At 55.4% G+C, this 14,885-nt stretch carries 13 protein-coding genes; 6 read left to right on the plus strand and 7 right to left on the minus strand.

The features are described from left to right. Positions 1 to 167: 167 nt before the first annotated feature. On the minus strand, positions 168 to 989 hold the full coding sequence (locus L579_RS05970; RefSeq protein WP_021183382.1) for an alpha/beta fold hydrolase: 822 nt from the start codon (positions 987 to 989) through the stop codon (positions 168 to 170). A 217-nt stretch (positions 990 to 1,206) separates the two neighbouring features. Between L579_RS05970 and L579_RS05975 the strand changes: the two genes are divergently transcribed. Beyond that, positions 1,207 to 2,796, plus strand: coding sequence for an MFS transporter (locus L579_RS05975; protein WP_036625608.1), 1,590 nt, complete (start codon positions 1,207 to 1,209; stop codon positions 2,794 to 2,796). A 2-nt stretch (positions 2,797 to 2,798) separates the two neighbouring features. On the opposite strand, the gene L579_RS05980 is transcribed toward L579_RS05975, so the two are convergent. Further along, positions 2,799 to 3,707: a LysR family transcriptional regulator gene (locus L579_RS05980; protein WP_021183384.1), complete on the minus strand. Its 909-nt coding sequence runs from the start codon at positions 3,705 to 3,707 to the stop codon at positions 2,799 to 2,801. A gap of 122 nt (positions 3,708 to 3,829) precedes the next feature. On the opposite strand from L579_RS05980, the gene L579_RS05985 reads away from it, so the two are divergent. Both L579_RS05985 and L579_RS05990 read left to right on the plus strand, forming a co-directional pair. Continuing rightward, complete coding sequence (locus tag L579_RS05985) at positions 3,830 to 4,390, plus strand: antibiotic biosynthesis monooxygenase (RefSeq protein ID WP_021183385.1); 561 nt, start codon at positions 3,830 to 3,832, stop codon at positions 4,388 to 4,390. 18 nt (positions 4,391 to 4,408) lie between these two features. Continuing rightward, entirely contained in the window at positions 4,409 to 6,277 is a 1,869-nt protein-coding gene (locus L579_RS05990) for an amidohydrolase (RefSeq protein ID WP_021183386.1), read from the plus strand. Positions 6,278 to 6,322: 45 nt separating this feature from the next. On the opposite strand, the gene L579_RS05995 is transcribed toward L579_RS05990, so the two are convergent. Then, a complete protein-coding gene (locus tag L579_RS05995) occupies positions 6,323 to 7,270 on the minus strand; it encodes a sensor domain-containing diguanylate cyclase (protein WP_021183387.1) in 948 nt (315 codons plus the stop codon). Between the two features lie 370 nt (positions 7,271 to 7,640). Between L579_RS05995 and uxuA the strand changes: the two genes are divergently transcribed. Beyond that, on the plus strand, positions 7,641 to 8,705 hold the full coding sequence (gene uxuA / locus L579_RS06000; protein ID WP_036625611.1) for a mannonate dehydratase: 1,065 nt from the start codon (positions 7,641 to 7,643) through the stop codon (positions 8,703 to 8,705). Between the two features lie 84 nt (positions 8,706 to 8,789). On the opposite strand, the gene L579_RS06005 is transcribed toward uxuA, so the two are convergent. After that, the gene (locus tag L579_RS06005) at positions 8,790 to 9,875 is read right to left on the minus strand and encodes an oxidoreductase (RefSeq protein WP_021183389.1); all 1,086 of its coding nucleotides are present in this window, start codon (positions 9,873 to 9,875) and stop codon (positions 8,790 to 8,792) included. A gap of 204 nt (positions 9,876 to 10,079) precedes the next feature. Between L579_RS06005 and L579_RS06010 the strand changes: the two genes are divergently transcribed. Both L579_RS06010 and L579_RS06015 read left to right on the plus strand, forming a co-directional pair. Continuing rightward, entirely contained in the window at positions 10,080 to 11,144 is a 1,065-nt protein-coding gene (locus tag L579_RS06010; protein ID WP_021183390.1) for a sugar ABC transporter substrate-binding protein, read from the plus strand. Positions 11,145 to 11,152: 8 nt separating this feature from the next. After that, complete coding sequence (locus L579_RS06015) at positions 11,153 to 12,397, plus strand: LVIVD repeat-containing protein (protein WP_021183391.1); 1,245 nt, start codon at positions 11,153 to 11,155, stop codon at positions 12,395 to 12,397. Between the two features lie 83 nt (positions 12,398 to 12,480). Here L579_RS06015 and L579_RS06020 read toward each other — a convergent pair whose 3' ends face one another. From L579_RS06020 to L579_RS06030, 3 genes are read right to left on the minus strand one after another with little or no spacing between them, the layout of a single operon-like run. After that, on the minus strand, positions 12,481 to 12,954 hold the full coding sequence (locus tag L579_RS06020) for an OmpA family protein (protein ID WP_036625454.1): 474 nt from the start codon (positions 12,952 to 12,954) through the stop codon (positions 12,481 to 12,483). After that, the gene (locus tag L579_RS06025) at positions 12,951 to 14,165 is read right to left on the minus strand and encodes a diguanylate cyclase domain-containing protein (RefSeq protein WP_021183393.1); all 1,215 of its coding nucleotides are present in this window, start codon (positions 14,163 to 14,165) and stop codon (positions 12,951 to 12,953) included. Before L579_RS06025 ends, L579_RS06020 begins: the two co-directional genes overlap by 4 nt. A gap of 1 nt (position 14,166) precedes the next feature. Next, the gene (locus L579_RS06030) at positions 14,167 to 14,736 is read right to left on the minus strand and encodes a YfiR family protein (RefSeq protein WP_021183394.1); all 570 of its coding nucleotides are present in this window, start codon (positions 14,734 to 14,736) and stop codon (positions 14,167 to 14,169) included. Positions 14,737 to 14,885: the final 149 nt, after the last annotated feature.

Here is a 14,885-nt window from a genome sequence, read left to right on the forward strand (position 1 = left end):
GGCGTGAAAGGAGAAACGGAGGGCTTTAAGCTACGGCACAAGATCGAGTCTTAAGCGGCGCGACAAGCTGCCTCCGTTTCGTGTAACGGGTAGCTAACCAGTTACAACTTCAAGATACAAGCGGCGCGATTTATCGCGCAAGTTTTCAGCGATTCATCGCGCGGGTTTCAGTTGCGCTGTAAAAACGCCAACAAATCCGCATTCAATTGATCCTGGTGCGTTACCGCAAAGCCGTGCGGACCATTCTCATACACCTTCAGCTCAGACCCTTTAATCATCTCATGCACCAGCTTACCGGTGGCTTCAAACGGGACAATCTGGTCATTGCTGCCGTGGATTACCAGCGTCGGCACATCCACTTTGGCGATATCGGTACGGAAATCAGTCTCAGAAAACGCCGTGACACAATCCAGCGTACCTTTCAGCGAAGCCAGTAACGCGATATTCAGCGTCTGGATCATCACGCCATCCGACACCGTCTGTCCGGCATTGGTGCCATAAAATGGAACCGCGAAATCTTTAATAAATTGCGCACGATCCTGACGTAATCCCGCTTTAATGCCATCAAATACCGCACTTTCCACCCCTTCAGGGTGATCGCTGGTTTTACCAAAAATGGGGGTGACTGCGCCCAGCAACACCAGTCCTTTCACCTTCGCGGTGCCGTAACGGCCAATGTAACGCGACACATCGCCGCCACCCATCGAGAAGCCCACCAGGGTGACATCGCTGAGTTGCAGATGCTCAATCAGGCCATGAATATCATCGGCAAAGGTGTCGTAGTCATAACCTTCCCACGGCTGTTCGGAGCGACCGAAGCCACGGCGGTCAAAGGCAATTACCCGGTAGCCACGTTCCGCCAGGAAATTCATCTGGCTGTCCCACATGTCAGCATCCAGCGGCCAGCCGTGGCTGAACAGTACCGGTTGGCCTTTGCCCCAATCTTTGTAGTAGAGGTTCACGCCGTCTTTAGTCTTGAAAGTGCTCATAATTTTTCTCCGTCAGGTGAGTAATGTTGTGTCTCGCTAATCAAACTACCCTGCACTGCCGGAAAAACCTAAAGCAGAGATTTTGACAACTTGTTCAAACTTTTTTGCGCTTCTAAGCTGTCAAAAAAGCCTGGACAAGATGGCCGATTTTTTCCGCTATCAACCATCGGCCAGGGTTCGTAAGGTGCAGTTATCGCAACCTTATTGGAGAATGACCATGAGCCAGCCCCCAACCAACGCCCTGCGCAGCAGCGCTTTTTCCCCCTTCGCCTACGGGCTGTTTGCCCTGATTTGGACCGCCTCGGTATTGGGCAACACCGGCAGCTTTATCCGGGATGTCGCCAGCGCCTGGCTGGTGACCGGACTGTCGGATAACCCTGCCGCCGTCGCTCTGATGCAAACCGCCGCCACGTTGCCAGTGTTTCTGCTGGCGCTGCCGGCTGGTGTGTTGTCCGATATCGTTGACCGTCGCCGTTTGCTGATTGCGGTACAGATATTGATGGCGAGTGTCAGCGGCACCCTGCTGGTACTGTCACACAACAACTGGCTGACCACCGAATGGTTGATCGGTCTGACCTTCGTCGGCGGCATCGGAGCGGCGCTGTTTGGTCCGGCGTGGCAGGCGATTGTGCCGGAACTGGTGCCACGCCATGAATTGAAAAACGCCGTGGCGCTCAACTCACTGGGGATCAATATCGCGCGCGCTATCGGACCGGCCACCGGCGGTTTGCTGCTGGCCAGTTTCGGCGCGATGGCGGCCTACGGCGCAGATGTCGCCAGTTACTTCTTCGTGGTCGCCGCTCTGCTGTACTGGAAACGTCCGGCGAAGGCCAAAACCGAACTTAACGAACACTTCTTCGGTGCCTTCCGTGCCGGGCTGCGTTATGTGCGCGCCAGCCGCGATTTACACCGCGTGCTGCTGCGCGCCGCGTTGTACTTCGCCTTCGCCAGCGCCGTCTGGGCGCTGCTGCCGCTGGTGGCGCGTAATATGTTGCAGGGCACCGCCGGGTTCTACGGTTTGCTGCTCGGCGCGGTCGGTGTCGGGGCGATTGGCGGGGCTTTGTTGTTGCCACGTCTGCGCCAGCACATGGGTAACGATGGCCTGCTGCTGCTCTCCGCCCTGCTCAGTGCGGGCGTGATGCTGGCGCTGGCAATCAGCCCGGCACAGTGGCTGGCGTTGCTGTTGATGGTACTGCTCGGCGTTGGCTGGATTATCGCCCTCACTACCCTGAACGGGGTGGCGCAGGCGGTGCTGCCGGACTGGGTACGTGGACGCGGTCTGGCGGTCTATCTGATGGTATTCAACGGTACGCTGGCAGGCGGTAGCTTGGTGTGGGGGTTGATTGCCCAGCATATCGGGCTGGCGCAGGCGCTGCTGCTGGCTGGTGGCATGTTGCTGATCACCGCCCTGCTGCTGAAACGTCTGGTGCTGCCTGCCGGTGAGGCGGATCTGCAACCGGCGCAGCACTGGGCTGATCCGACGGTAAGCGGTGAAATGAACGGCCATCGTGGCCCGGTGATGATTCAGGTGCGCTATCAGGTTCCGCAGGAGGATCGTGCCGATTTCAAACGCGCCATGCGCAAACTGGCCGCCGCACGCCGTCGTGATGGTGCCTATGCCTGGGGATTGATGGAGCAGAGCGACGACCCCACCGCCCTGCTGGAGTGGTTCCTGGTGGAGTCATGGCAGGAGCACCTGCGCCAACACCAGCGCGTCTCACGCGCCGATGTGGCGCTGCAACAGGCGGTGCTGCAATATCATCAGGGTGACGAACCGCCACAGGTCAGCCACCATATCTCTATCTAATCTCAGGCTGGCAGGTAGATGTCGTTCAGCCCCGGTAGCGTGAGTAAGCGCTCACGCCACCAGTTGGCGGCATTACCGCTGGCGCTTTCGTTCCAAGCCAGATAGGCCATATCGCGTCGGCATTCGCTATCCAATTGACGCTCCACCAGCGCCCCACTGCGCAAATGCGGCTCCGCCAGATAGCGCGGCAGGTAACCGCAGCCCAATCCGGCAAGCTGCGCCTGCAACTTAGACGGAAAATCGTGCACACTGAGGGTCTTCTGTTCATCCAGTACGCGCAAATCCATCCCTGCGCCGTGGCGTGATGAATCATGCACCGTCACCGCACGATACTGACGAATTTGCTCGCGCAACAACGGTTCCGGCGCAGACGCCAGCGGGTGCTCCGGCGCAACGGCAAACACGTATTCCAGCCAACCCAACGGCTGACAGCCAATCTCTTTACGCGTGGCCGGTTCCTGCACCGCACCAAACACGATATCCGCTTCACCGTAATGCAGCGCTTCCCAGCACCCCGCCAGCACGTCATGACGGAATTGCAGCTGGGTATGCGAATGCTGCTGATAAAACTCATCAATCAGCGGCGTCAGCAGGCTAAACGGCACCGAGGCATCGACGCTGATCACCAGTTGGCTCTCCCAACCGCTCTCCACGTAGCGCGCCTGCTGCTCCAGCTCATTCACCGCCCGCAGCAGCGTCCGGCCTTTTTCCAGCATCAGACGCCCGGTTGGCGTAAAGGTGGCACGATGACCGGAACGATCCAGCAGCGTGATTTTGAGATCGCTCTCCATCTTCTGCACGGTATAGCTGAGTGCAGACGCGGTTTTAAACAGCCGTGCCGCCGCCGCGGCAAAGGTGCCATGACGATCGAGCGCATCCAGAATCAGCAGCGCCTCGAGGTTTAAACGCATTCCAACCGCCTCCCCAAAATTTGTTGAACAACAACCCAAAAACAATCCGTTATCAATAAACGCTCTCATTTCGTATTTTTTTCCTCAACGACGCAAGCACTTTCACCAGCGAGGAATCCATCATGAATTACCCACAACAGGCTCATCACGTCACGCTGGTGATCACGCACAGCATCCAGCCGGAAAAACAGGCCGACTATGAAAAGTGGCTGGAAACCATCATGCCGCAGGCAGCCAGCTTTCCGGGACACCTCGGAGTGAACGTGCTGCGCCCGGTCCACGGCGACAACGCCTACACCGTGCTGATTCGTTTTGTCGGTATGGATGAGCTGTACGCCTGGCTGAAATCACCGGCCCGTCAGGACCTGGTCAAGGAACTCCCGGCCATCCTGGCGCAACCGGAACATATTGAAGTGCGTCCCGGCGCCGCGTTTTGGTTTACCCCGACGCAAAAAGGCCAGGTCAAACCGGCCAAATGGAAACAATACTTACTCACGCTGGGGGTGATTTTTCCCTCAGCCAACCTGGTCCCCTGGTTCTGGAATACGGTGTTGCCGGTCAGTCACGGCACGCTGTGGGGGAACTTTCTCGATAATGCCAGCGTCGTGGCTTTGGTGGTTTTCCTGTGGATGCCACTGCTGACCCGCGTGTTGAAACAATGGCTGATTGGCCGCAAAGCATAATCTGACAGGAGAAGAAACATGACCACCGCTTCACTGATTTTGACCAACGGCAAATTCCACACCGTTGACCGCGCCAATCCGCTGGCAACTGCTGTGGCGATTAAAGATGGCAAATTCATTGCCGTAGGCAGCGAAGCCGAGGTGATGCGCTTTGCCGGTAGCGACACGCAAATTATTGATGCTAAAGGCCATACCGGCATTCCCGGCCTGAACGACTCGCACCTGCACCTGATTCGCGGCGGTCTGAACTACAATCTTGAACTGCGCTGGGAAGGCGTGCCGTCACTGGCGGATGCGCTACGAATGTTGCGTGAGCAGGCACTGCGCACCCCCTCGCCACAGTGGGTTCGCGTGGTGGGTGGCTGGACCGAATTCCAGTTTGCCGAACGTCGCATGCCGACGCTGGATGAAATCAACGCGGCAGCACCGGATACGCCGGTGTTTATTCTGCACCTGTATGATCGTGCATTGCTGAATCGTGCGGCGCTCAAGGTGGTGGGTTACACCAAAGATACGCCGAATCCGCCGGGCGGCGAAATCCAGCGCGACAGCAACGGCAACCCGACCGGGATGTTGATTGCCCGTCCCAACGCCATGTTGCTGTACGCCACGCTGGCGAAAGGGCCAAAATTGCCGCTAGAGCAGCAGGTCAACTCCACCCGTCAGTTTATGCGCGAGCTGAATCGCCTCGGCCTGACCAGCGCCATCGACGCCGGTGGCGGTTTCCAGAACTACCCGGATGATTATGATGTGATTTCTGAGCTGCACGCCAAAAAGCAGCTAACGGTGCGCATCGCTTACAACCTGTTTACCCAGCGTCCCGGCCATGAGCTGGAAGATTTTGAAAAATGGACCGATATGCTGAAACCCGGCCAGGGCACCAATTTCCTGCGGCACAACGGTGCGGGAGAAATGTTGGTGTTCTCGGCGGCAGATTTTGAAGACTTCCTTGAACCACGCCCTGACCTTGCACCCGGTATGGAAGATGAGCTGGAGCGTGTGGTACGCCACCTGGTGGAGCATCGCTGGCCGTTCCGCTTGCACGCCACTTACAACGAATCGATCAGTCGCATGCTGGATGTGTTCGAGAAAGTTAACCGTGACATTCCGTTTAACGGCCTGCACTGGTTCTTCGATCACGCCGAAACCATCACCGAAGCCAATATCGAGCGCGTCAAAGCGTTGGGCGGCGGCATCGCGGTGCAGCACCGCATGGCGTTCCAGGGGGAATATTTTGTCGATCGCTATGGCAAACAAGCCGCAAAACAGACGCCGCCGGTAGCGCGGATGCTGGATGCAGATGTCCCGGTGGGTCTGGGTACGGATGCAACGCGTGTTGCCAGTTACAACCCGTGGACTGCGCTTTACTGGCTGGTTTCTGGCCGCACCGTCGGCGGAATGCAACTGTATGATGACAACGCCCGCATCGACCGCGAAACCGCGCTGATGCTGTGGACCAAAGGCAGCGCCTGGTTCTCCAGCGAACAAAATGCTAAAGGAGAGATCAAAGTCGGCCAACTGGCAGATTTGGTGCTGCTGTCGAAAGATTTCTTCAGCGTGGCAGAAGAGGAGATCAAGGGAATTGAATCCGTGCTGACCCTTGTTGATGGCGCTGTGGTGTATGCGGCAGGTAGCTTTACCCCGCTGGCACCGCCGCCGGTGCCGGTGTTGCCGGAGTGGTCGCCAGTGGTGACGGTGCCAGGTCATTATCGTAGCGCCCCACCGCAGGCAACGGGTCGCGCCGCGATGATGCCGAAAGTGCATCAATGCAGCGGCCCGTGTGGCGTGCACAGCCATGCGCATGATGTTGCGCGTCAGTCATCGGTGCCAGTGTCCGATAACAATGCCTTCTGGGGCGCGCTGGGGTGTTCCTGCTTTGCGTTTTAAGATGGTGCGCTGTTTTGAGACGTAGCAGCGCGATTTATCGTGCTGTTAGGGCACCAGGCCAAAGCCCTGTTTGCCGTTCTTTTTAATGCTATACATGGCTTCATCGGCGCGCATCAGAGCGTCGTCGAAGCCATCCTGCATCTGTACCTGCGCAATCCCAATCGACGCGCCAATTTCTGCCGTGCCATTCCCCAGTTCGAACGGTGTGAGTGCGGCGTCCAGCAGAGTCTGAGCCATGATTCTCACCTTAGGGAAGTCGATCAAAAACGGCATCAACAGCACAAACTCATCACCGCCAATACGCCCAATCACCACCGAAGACAGCACCGCATCCCGCATCCGCTGACTGAGCTGCATCAACACTTCATCGCCGCTGCGATGCCCGAGGGTGTCATTGACGTGTTTAAAGTTATCCAGATCGATATAAGCGAGGCACAGCGGCCCCTGCTTTTTCATCTGACTGAAATGGGTTTGCAGCGAATGACGGTTGGTAAGACCGGTGAGCGGATCATGATTCGCCAGCGTCGATAGCTGCGCTTCATAATTCTTCTCTTTGGTCATGTCGATATGCGTACCCGTCACCTTCAACGGGTTGCCCTGCTCGTCCCATTCGCTGACGCGTCCACGATCCAGCACCCAGGTGATGGTGCCGTTTTTCGCCACCATGCGATGCAACGCTTCGTAATAAGGAGCACGGCCTTCGATATGGTCGTAGAACGCTTTCAGCACCTCATCCGCATCTTCGGGGTGCAGATGCTCGCGCCACACTTCAAACTTCGCGTTCAACTCTTTCGGCTGGAAGCCCAGCATCGCTCCCCAACGTCGGTTAAAAATTACCAATTTGCCGCTGGGGATATCCAGTTGCCACAGGCACAGCCCGGTGCCGTCCAGCGCTGCGCTCAGCTTATTGCGGGCGTCATGCGCTATACGCTTGAGTCGCGCATTGTGCTTTTTCAGGTTCTGAATCTGCTGGAGCAGCGCTTCATCGGACATAATTCACGGACGGCGAGCAAATAAGGTTTATTGTGCCTGCCAGGAATATTCTGTAAATGCTCCAATTGAAAAGCCGATCAGTAGCGTTAAATCGCCACAAAATCAGATGTTATACCGTTCCGCTTGCTGATTAGCAGCAAACCACGCTGTTTTTAACTATTTCTGGTAGTGAATAAGACATATCTGCGACCGGATTAAGATTGCATTTTGGGCTGGTGCGGTTTATCCGTGGTCACCAGCGCGCGGCCAACGGATAAATTGTGTTCTGTGACACGGATCAAGGGTTATCGGCAGCAGGGTGCTGTCATCATGAATACTAGAATGGTAGTTTAGCAGTTATCACAGAAACACGATGACGGTGGATGACATTATGCAGCTGACAATGCGTTGGTTTGGTCCGAAAGAAGATAAAGTTTCGCTGGAATATATTCGCCAGGTGCCGGGCGTGCGTGGCATCGTCGGTGCGCTCTACGATGTGCCAGTGGGTGAAACCTGGCCGAAAGATAAGATCAAAGCGCTGGTCGATCAGGCACATGCTGCGGGCCTGACCGTGGAAGTGATTGAGAGCGTCAACATTCATGACGACATCAAAATCGGCCTGCCAAGTCGCGACCAATATATTGAGAACTACAAGCAAAGCATCCGTAACCTGGCCGAAGTCGGGGTGAAGGTGATTTGCTACAACTTCATGCCAGTGTTCGACTGGATGAAGACCGAAATGAATTACGTGTTGCCAGACGGCTCCATTACTATGGCGTTCGAGAAGAAAGGTATCGATAAAAGTCTCGACGAAGTGGTGAAAGAGGTACTGGCCAGCTCCAACGGTTTTGTTCTGCCAGGCTGGGAGCCGGAGCGACTGGCAAAAGTGCAGGAGCTGTTTGCTAAATATGAAGGGGTGGATGACGCAAAACTGCGTGAAAACCTGGCGTATTTCCTGAAAGCGGTGATCCCGGTGTGTGAAGAGGTGGGTGTGAAGATGGCGATCCACCCGGATGATCCACCGTACTCGATCTTCGGTCTGCCGCGCGTGGTCAAAAACCGCGACGATCTCGACTGGATTTGTAATGTGGTCGATTCACCAGCCAACTGTATTACCCTGTGTACCGGCTCGATCGCCGAAGATCCGCAGAACGATGTGTATGCGATTCTGGCCGAATTCTCACGCCGCAAGCGCATCCCGTTTGCCCATGTGCGTAATATCAAAATCATTCAGGACAAGGATTTCTATGAATGCGCACACCCCACCGAGTATGGCTCGCTGGATATGTATCAGGTGCTGAAGGCGATGTACGACAATGGTTTCGACGGCTATATCCGTTCCGATCATGGTCGCTTTATCTGGGGAGAAACCGGCCGCCCGGGTTATGGTTTGTATGACCGCGCACTGGGCACCACCTACCTGCTGGGACTGTGGGAAGCGCTGAGTAAGCGTTGATCCTTTTGTACTGACATGCGCGATAAATCGCGCCGCTACAGCACGGAACATTGTGTAGCGGCGCGATTTATCGCGCAGTTTTGTTTAAACGCCCAGCGCCTCTACCTGCTCAATCGCTGCCCACAGCGTTGCAGGCGTCAACGTAACCGGCAAATAATGAATCGATTCTACCGGACGCAGCGTGTGCTGAATAACACGATCGACCTGATCGCGCTGGCGGATATCCACGTCCAACTGCGCCAGCGTGGTGGGTAAATCGAAGCGTTTATAGGCGGCAATCAGTTGCCGGGTGATGTCGTGTTGCCCCAGTAACGCGCTCTGCACCAGAATCCCATACGCGACTTTCGTGCCGTGCAGGAACGCTGCCGTTTGCGGCAGGGTTGTTAAGCCGTTATGCACCGCATGCGCCGCCGCAATCCGTGTATAGCGCTCACCAAGTCCCCCGACCATGCCGCCCCCGGCGACAATCGCGTCCACCACATCGCGGAACGCCAGCGTCAGTTGCTGCGCACGCTGGTCGCTGAGCGCGGCGGCGCTTTTTTCCAGCAATACATCACGCAGCGTCTGCGCCACATCCAGCCCGAGCCGTACCGTCAGCGGCAGGGTTTCAGGCTGCGGTGCCAGTACCACCGCTTCATACCACTTCGCCAGCGTATCGCCAATGCCCGCCTGCAAATAACGCGCTGGTGCCTGCAAGATGATCTCCGGTTCCAGCAACAACAGATGGTTGGCGTGGGGAAAGATTTCAAAATGCAGCGCTTCGCCTGCCTCGTTATACCAGACGGAAAGCGGCGTCCAGGCTGCGCAGGTGGCGGCGATGGTCGGGATAGTAACCACCGGCAAGCTCAGCCGATGCGCCAGCGCTTTGGCGGTATCCAGTACCGTACCGCCGCCGACGCCAATCACCACCTGACGATCGTTGCCTGCCCGTTGCGCCAACCGCGTGACCTCATGCGCGCTGCAATGGCCGCCAAAGATATCAACAATCGCCCCTGGCAACGTCAACGGCTCCAGCCAGTGCCGTGCCGCTGCCAGTGCCTGGCGCCCACCCACCCAGATGGCATGGCGCAGCTGATCTTCGCTGTAGTAATCACGTAGTCGGGCAATGGCACCGGGATGTGAGTAGTAGTTGGCCGGGCCGGGTACGACCTGAATCGGATGTTCGCTCATAATGGGGTTTCCCTGAAAAAGAAACCGTTATCGTCAGCCTCCGCTGCCTGCAAAGCTAATGATTTATCTGGCATTACTTATGCCTTTTCCTTGATTGCCAACCTTACGCGGAGGATGAAAAATCCGCACAGATCGCCCGCTTACCACAATAAAAATCGGCGGCGCGCCACCTGCTTATCATTCATCACCATTCGGGGAAATTGCATGAAATCATTGGCCGTTACGTTGTTATCGCTGAGCCTGATCAGCAGCTTTGCCAGTGCCGCACAAACGTTGGCACCGCTGCCTGCGGCGTTGGCAAATCATCAGGGACCGATTCGGGTGGCAGTGATCCGCAATCTGGGTTCCGACGATAACACCACCCAGTTTGTCGCCGGAGCCATCCAGCAGGGTAAACAGTTGGGCTTTAAAGTCAGTACCTTCCTGAGTCAGGGCGACGATGCGCGTTTTCAGGACTTTGTGAATCAGGCGATCAGCCAGAAATATGACGGCATCATCCTGTCACAGGGACGCGCGCCCTACTCCACCGAGTTGGTGAAACGTATTCATGACAGCGGCATTGCGCTGTCCGTTTTTGATACATCGGTGGATAACACGCCGCCGGGCGTTACGGTGACGCAGCAGGATGACGCGTCACTGACACAACTGTCGCTGCAACCGTTAATCAAAGACTTCAACGGCAAAGCCAACATCATCAAATTGTGGGTGGCGGGCTTCCCGCCGATGGAGCGCCGCCAGGCCGCCTGGGCGGAGATCAAGAAAGCCAATCCCGGCATTCATGAACTGGAGTCCGTAGGCGCGGTTTCTGCCGATGTGCAGGGCGATACCGCCAACAAAGTCGGTGCGCTGCTGGCGAAATACCCGAAAGGGAAAATCGATGCCATCTGGGGTACCTGGGATGCCTTCAGCCAGGGTGCCTATAAAGCCTTGCAGGAGAATGGACGCACTGAAATCAAACTCTACAGCATCGATATCTCCAACGGTGATTTGCAGTTGATGCGCGAAAAAAACAGCCCGTGGAAGGTCAGCGTGGCAGTCGATCCCCGGCTGATTGGTGCCATCAATATGCGCCTGATTGCGTATAAACTGGCGGGTGAAGCCACTCCGGCCAGTTATGACTTTAAAGCTTCGGCTATCCCACAATCATTGGTCACCGGCCAACCCGGCGCGGCCAACGTGGCAGCTTTGCAAAAAGTGATCCCCGGCTGGGGCCAGAGTAACGATTTTGTCGCGCCGTGGTTTGCCACCCTGGCCACCAAAGCGCAATGAGGTCAGCCATGACAACCTCACTCCCCACCCCGGAATACAGCCGCAATATGCGGCTGATTGGGCACAGCGATCAGGGCGGACGCCCGGATGGCGTGCAGGTGATGGTGCATCGCGGTTTTGCTTACGTCGGCCATATGGTGTCACAAGGCTTTAGCGTGATTGACGTGCGCGATGCGCGCCAACCCAAAACCGTCAACTATGTCGCCGCGCCACCCGGTACCTGGAATGTGCATTTGCAGGCCCATGACGACCTGTTGCTGGTGATCAACGCGCGTGATCTGTTTGCTGATGTGCGTTTCGCGGATGAAAAGGTCTACTACACCCGCGCGGTTGGCCAGACCACGGCGGATATTCAGGAAACAAGCTGGCAATCCGGGCTGCGCATTTTTGATATCTCCTCACCGGCGCAGCCGCGTGAAATCGCCTTTCTCGCGCTCGATGGCATTGGCATCCATCGTATCTGGTATGTTGGCGGGCGCTGGGCCTATGTATCTGCGTTGATTGCGGGTTTCAGCGATTATATTTTGCTGACCATTGATTTAGCCGATCCGCAACGCCCTGCCGTCGCCGGACGCTGGTGGCTGCCGGGCATGCATACCGCTGGCGGTGAAACGCCTGACTGGCCGGAAGGGAAACGTTATGCATTGCACCACGCGATTATCAGCGGCGATACCGCTTATGGATGCTGGCGCGATGGCGGGTTGACGCTGCTGGATGTCAGCGATCGCAGCGCGCCGCAACTCATCAGCCATCGCAACTGGAGCCCTCCCTTTGGCGGCGGCACTCATACCGCGCTGCCGTTACCGGCGCGCGATCTGTTGGTGGTGCTGGATGAAGCGGTGCTGGATAACCAACAAGATGGCGAGAAGCTGATTTGGTTGTTTGATATCCGCGAACCGGCCAACCCGGTGAGCATCGCCACCTTCCCGCAACCTGATGAACGCGATTATGTGGCAAAAGGGGCGCATTTTGGCCCGCATAATTTGCATGAGAATCGACCCGGCAGCTTTGTTAGTGACACGCTGATTTTCGCCACTTACCAGAATGCTGGCGTGCGCGCATACGACATCTCCAATCCGTATCAACCCAAAGAAACGGGCGCGCTGGTGCCCGCAGCACCTGCACGCATGATGGACACCCGGCCCGATCGCCCGCGGGTGATTCAGAGTTGTGATGTGTTTGTCGATGCGCAGGGGATAATTTACAGCACCGATTACAACGGTGGGTTATCGATTATTGAGTATCTGGGGTAGCCAACTTTTCTGCGCGATAAATCGCGCCGCTAAGGAATGTTCGATAGTTTGTAGCGGCACGATTTATCGCGCGACAGAGAGGGCTATGGTGCGGTAATCACCACCGCCACACGCCGGTTCTGCGCACGTCCCTGGGCGTTGTTATTGCTGGTTACCGGATATTTCTTTCCTAATCCGCGGGTTTCAATGTTGCTGCGCGGCAGCGACGCCCCCTCAGCCCATTGCGTTGCCACCGCGTTGGCGCGCTTCAGTGACAGCTGTTCGTTGTAACTGTCGGTGCCGTAATTGTCGGTGTGACCATCAATACGCAAATGCTCAATACCGGTCGCGGCCAGGTTGGTCGCCATACGGTTAATGGTAGTTTTACTTTCTGGCGTCAGCTCTGACTCATTAATCCCGAACAGAATTTTGTCAGACATCCCCAGCCCCCAGCCTTCGGCATTCGGGCTGAATCCCTCCTGACGCATAGCCGCAATTTGCTCGTCCGTGAAGGTTCTTTTTGACTGACATCCGGCGCAAGCAATGATGCACAAGAGAAGGAACGCTTTAATTTTCATCCTGATACCTTTGTAATCCCTTTATTTTTGTACATGTGCATATCTGCACGTTCAAGAATCGAGGTCACAGAATCACCGTGTTGCGACCAGGCATAACCAATCGTCACGGACGTGGTGATATTGACGCCTGCCGAAATGGCGATCTTTTGCGTGATACTCGTTTCAATCCTGCTGGTGAGCTGCTGCAACTCCTCTTCACTGGTCATACTGGTGATCAAAATAGCAAACTCATCGCCTCCCAGACGCGCCACCAGGTCACTCTTCGTCACCAGGCCAGAGAGTCGGGAAGCGATGCTTTGCAGCACTTCATCGCCTGCGGCATGGCCCCAGGTGTCGTTAATGCTTTTGAAACGATCACCATCCAGAAACAACAGCACGAAATTTTCCTGCGCCAGTTGCTGATCCAGCAGTTGATTCAGTTTGCTGATAAATGCCGTCCGGTTTGCCAGCCCGGTCAATGGATCTTTCAGCGCTTTAGCCGCCAGTGACTTATTATCCCGCAGCAATGAAGCTTTCAGGGTTTGCATCTCTGCCAGCAACGAGTTGAGGTCCTCGGAGAACACCTGAAACTCTTTGGTGGAACTGCCAGAAATACGTGGGGAAAAATCCCCGGAACGGATGACATAATGAATGGTGCTGGTGATATTTCTGAAGGAGGCAAGAATGCCACGATGCAAAAGCTCACTGACCAGAAACGAAACAATAAAAACGAAAATCATGCTACAGGACAGAATAATGACTGAGTATTCAATGAAATCAGCCACATTGGTTACGGTCCCTGACAGCGTCAGCGTCCCCACCACAGCATCTTCATGGGTTACATTCACCGTTAAAGGTTCGGCATAGATCCATTGGCGCAGCAGACGCTGAAACCGGCTATCGTCATTGGTCGTATCCTGCCAGTCCACTAACACCGTTTGTTCCGACGAGACCAGTTTTGCCGCAGAGAACATCCCCTGCGAACCCAGCAGTACCACTTTTTTCTTCGCGTCATAGCTGTCTTCAAATACGGTGGCCGCAGTCAGGCTGGTACTTAACGTATTCGCGATAAGTTCGAGATTTCTTTTCTCATAACTTTTAATAAACAACATGGAGGTGGAAAAAAGTAATAACCAGCACAGCAGTAAAATAACCGCAGCATTGATGGTACTGATTTTGCGTAACTTATTCCGTATAGATGATTTTTCTGTTTTTATATCTTCGAATTTCATCTTACTGACTTCCTTTGCGAGACAGTAACAACACTTCTGAATTTACTTTCACACCGCTCCGGGCCAGTGAATCGAGATTGACAGAAAACACCGTTTTATCCTGATGGAAAATAAGGCAAAAAGCCGCGCCAATGGTACATTCCGGGTTATTTTCAGCAATCGCCAGAACGGGTCTGCTGCTGATTTGCTCCAGCAACTGTGCCTGCTGCTGCGGGGACTGATCGCCAAAATACACGGCATCACACTGCGCGGTTAACAGATCATTCTCGCTGACGAGATAACTCACCGTATAGCCATTGCCTGTCTGGGTTGACGGCAAAGAGAGATGCTGTGAAGAAGGCAGCACACAGAGTTTCGGCAGACGTTCCAGACCCGGCCAATGCGTAAAGCTGATAATCCCGCTGACAATGCGATTCGCAGCGTCGTCTTGTGCAGCGACGGCACGCGAGGGCATTAAAATAAACAGGAAGATACAAGGGAGAGAGATAATGAACATCCTGGTCAGGGTAATAACCGACATAAAGGAATGCATTCCACTCGGGATGCGGAGTTTTTCTGATTTTATTGGCATACATCCATCCCTGAAGGTTATGGGTAAAATTTTACCATCGTCGTCGAAATATGAATAGATCCCGGCATTACCCTAAGAGAAATAACGCAGAACTGGGGCAAATTGTACCGGGTATTGTGGCGAAGGTTTGATAATTATTGGTCCTGACA

Origin of the sequence: Pantoea sp. AS-PWVM4 (genome assembly GCF_000468095.1) — a bacterium.
GTDB lineage: Bacteria > Pseudomonadota > Gammaproteobacteria > Enterobacterales > Enterobacteriaceae > Pantoea > Pantoea phytobeneficialis.

What these genes read in the sequence shown, in the direction of transcription:
- L579_RS06020 (WP_036625454.1), bottom strand. Translation starts at nt 12,954, where the DNA reads ATGAAAATTAAAGCGTTCCTTCTCTTGTGCATCATTGCTTGCGCCGGA.
- L579_RS05980 (WP_021183384.1), bottom strand. Translation starts at nt 3,707, where the DNA reads ATGCGTTTAAACCTCGAGGCGCTGCTGATTCTGGATGCGCTCGATCGT.
- L579_RS06015 (WP_021183391.1), top strand. Translation starts at nt 11,153, where the DNA reads ATGACAACCTCACTCCCCACCCCGGAATACAGCCGCAATATGCGGCTG.
- L579_RS06005 (WP_021183389.1), bottom strand. Translation starts at nt 9,875, where the DNA reads ATGAGCGAACATCCGATTCAGGTCGTACCCGGCCCGGCCAACTACTAC.
- L579_RS05985 (WP_021183385.1), top strand. Translation starts at nt 3,830, where the DNA reads ATGAATTACCCACAACAGGCTCATCACGTCACGCTGGTGATCACGCAC.
- L579_RS05990 (WP_021183386.1), top strand. Translation starts at nt 4,409, where the DNA reads ATGACCACCGCTTCACTGATTTTGACCAACGGCAAATTCCACACCGTT.
- L579_RS06010 (WP_021183390.1), top strand. Translation starts at nt 10,080, where the DNA reads ATGAAATCATTGGCCGTTACGTTGTTATCGCTGAGCCTGATCAGCAGC.
- L579_RS06025 (WP_021183393.1), bottom strand. Translation starts at nt 14,165, where the DNA reads ATGAAATTCGAAGATATAAAAACAGAAAAATCATCTATACGGAATAAG.
- L579_RS05975 (WP_036625608.1), top strand. Translation starts at nt 1,207, where the DNA reads ATGAGCCAGCCCCCAACCAACGCCCTGCGCAGCAGCGCTTTTTCCCCC.
- uxuA (WP_036625611.1), top strand. Translation starts at nt 7,641, where the DNA reads ATGCAGCTGACAATGCGTTGGTTTGGTCCGAAAGAAGATAAAGTTTCG.
- L579_RS05995 (WP_021183387.1), bottom strand. Translation starts at nt 7,270, where the DNA reads ATGTCCGATGAAGCGCTGCTCCAGCAGATTCAGAACCTGAAAAAGCAC.
- L579_RS05970 (WP_021183382.1), bottom strand. Translation starts at nt 989, where the DNA reads ATGAGCACTTTCAAGACTAAAGACGGCGTGAACCTCTACTACAAAGAT.
- L579_RS06030 (WP_021183394.1), bottom strand. Translation starts at nt 14,736, where the DNA reads ATGCCAATAAAATCAGAAAAACTCCGCATCCCGAGTGGAATGCATTCC.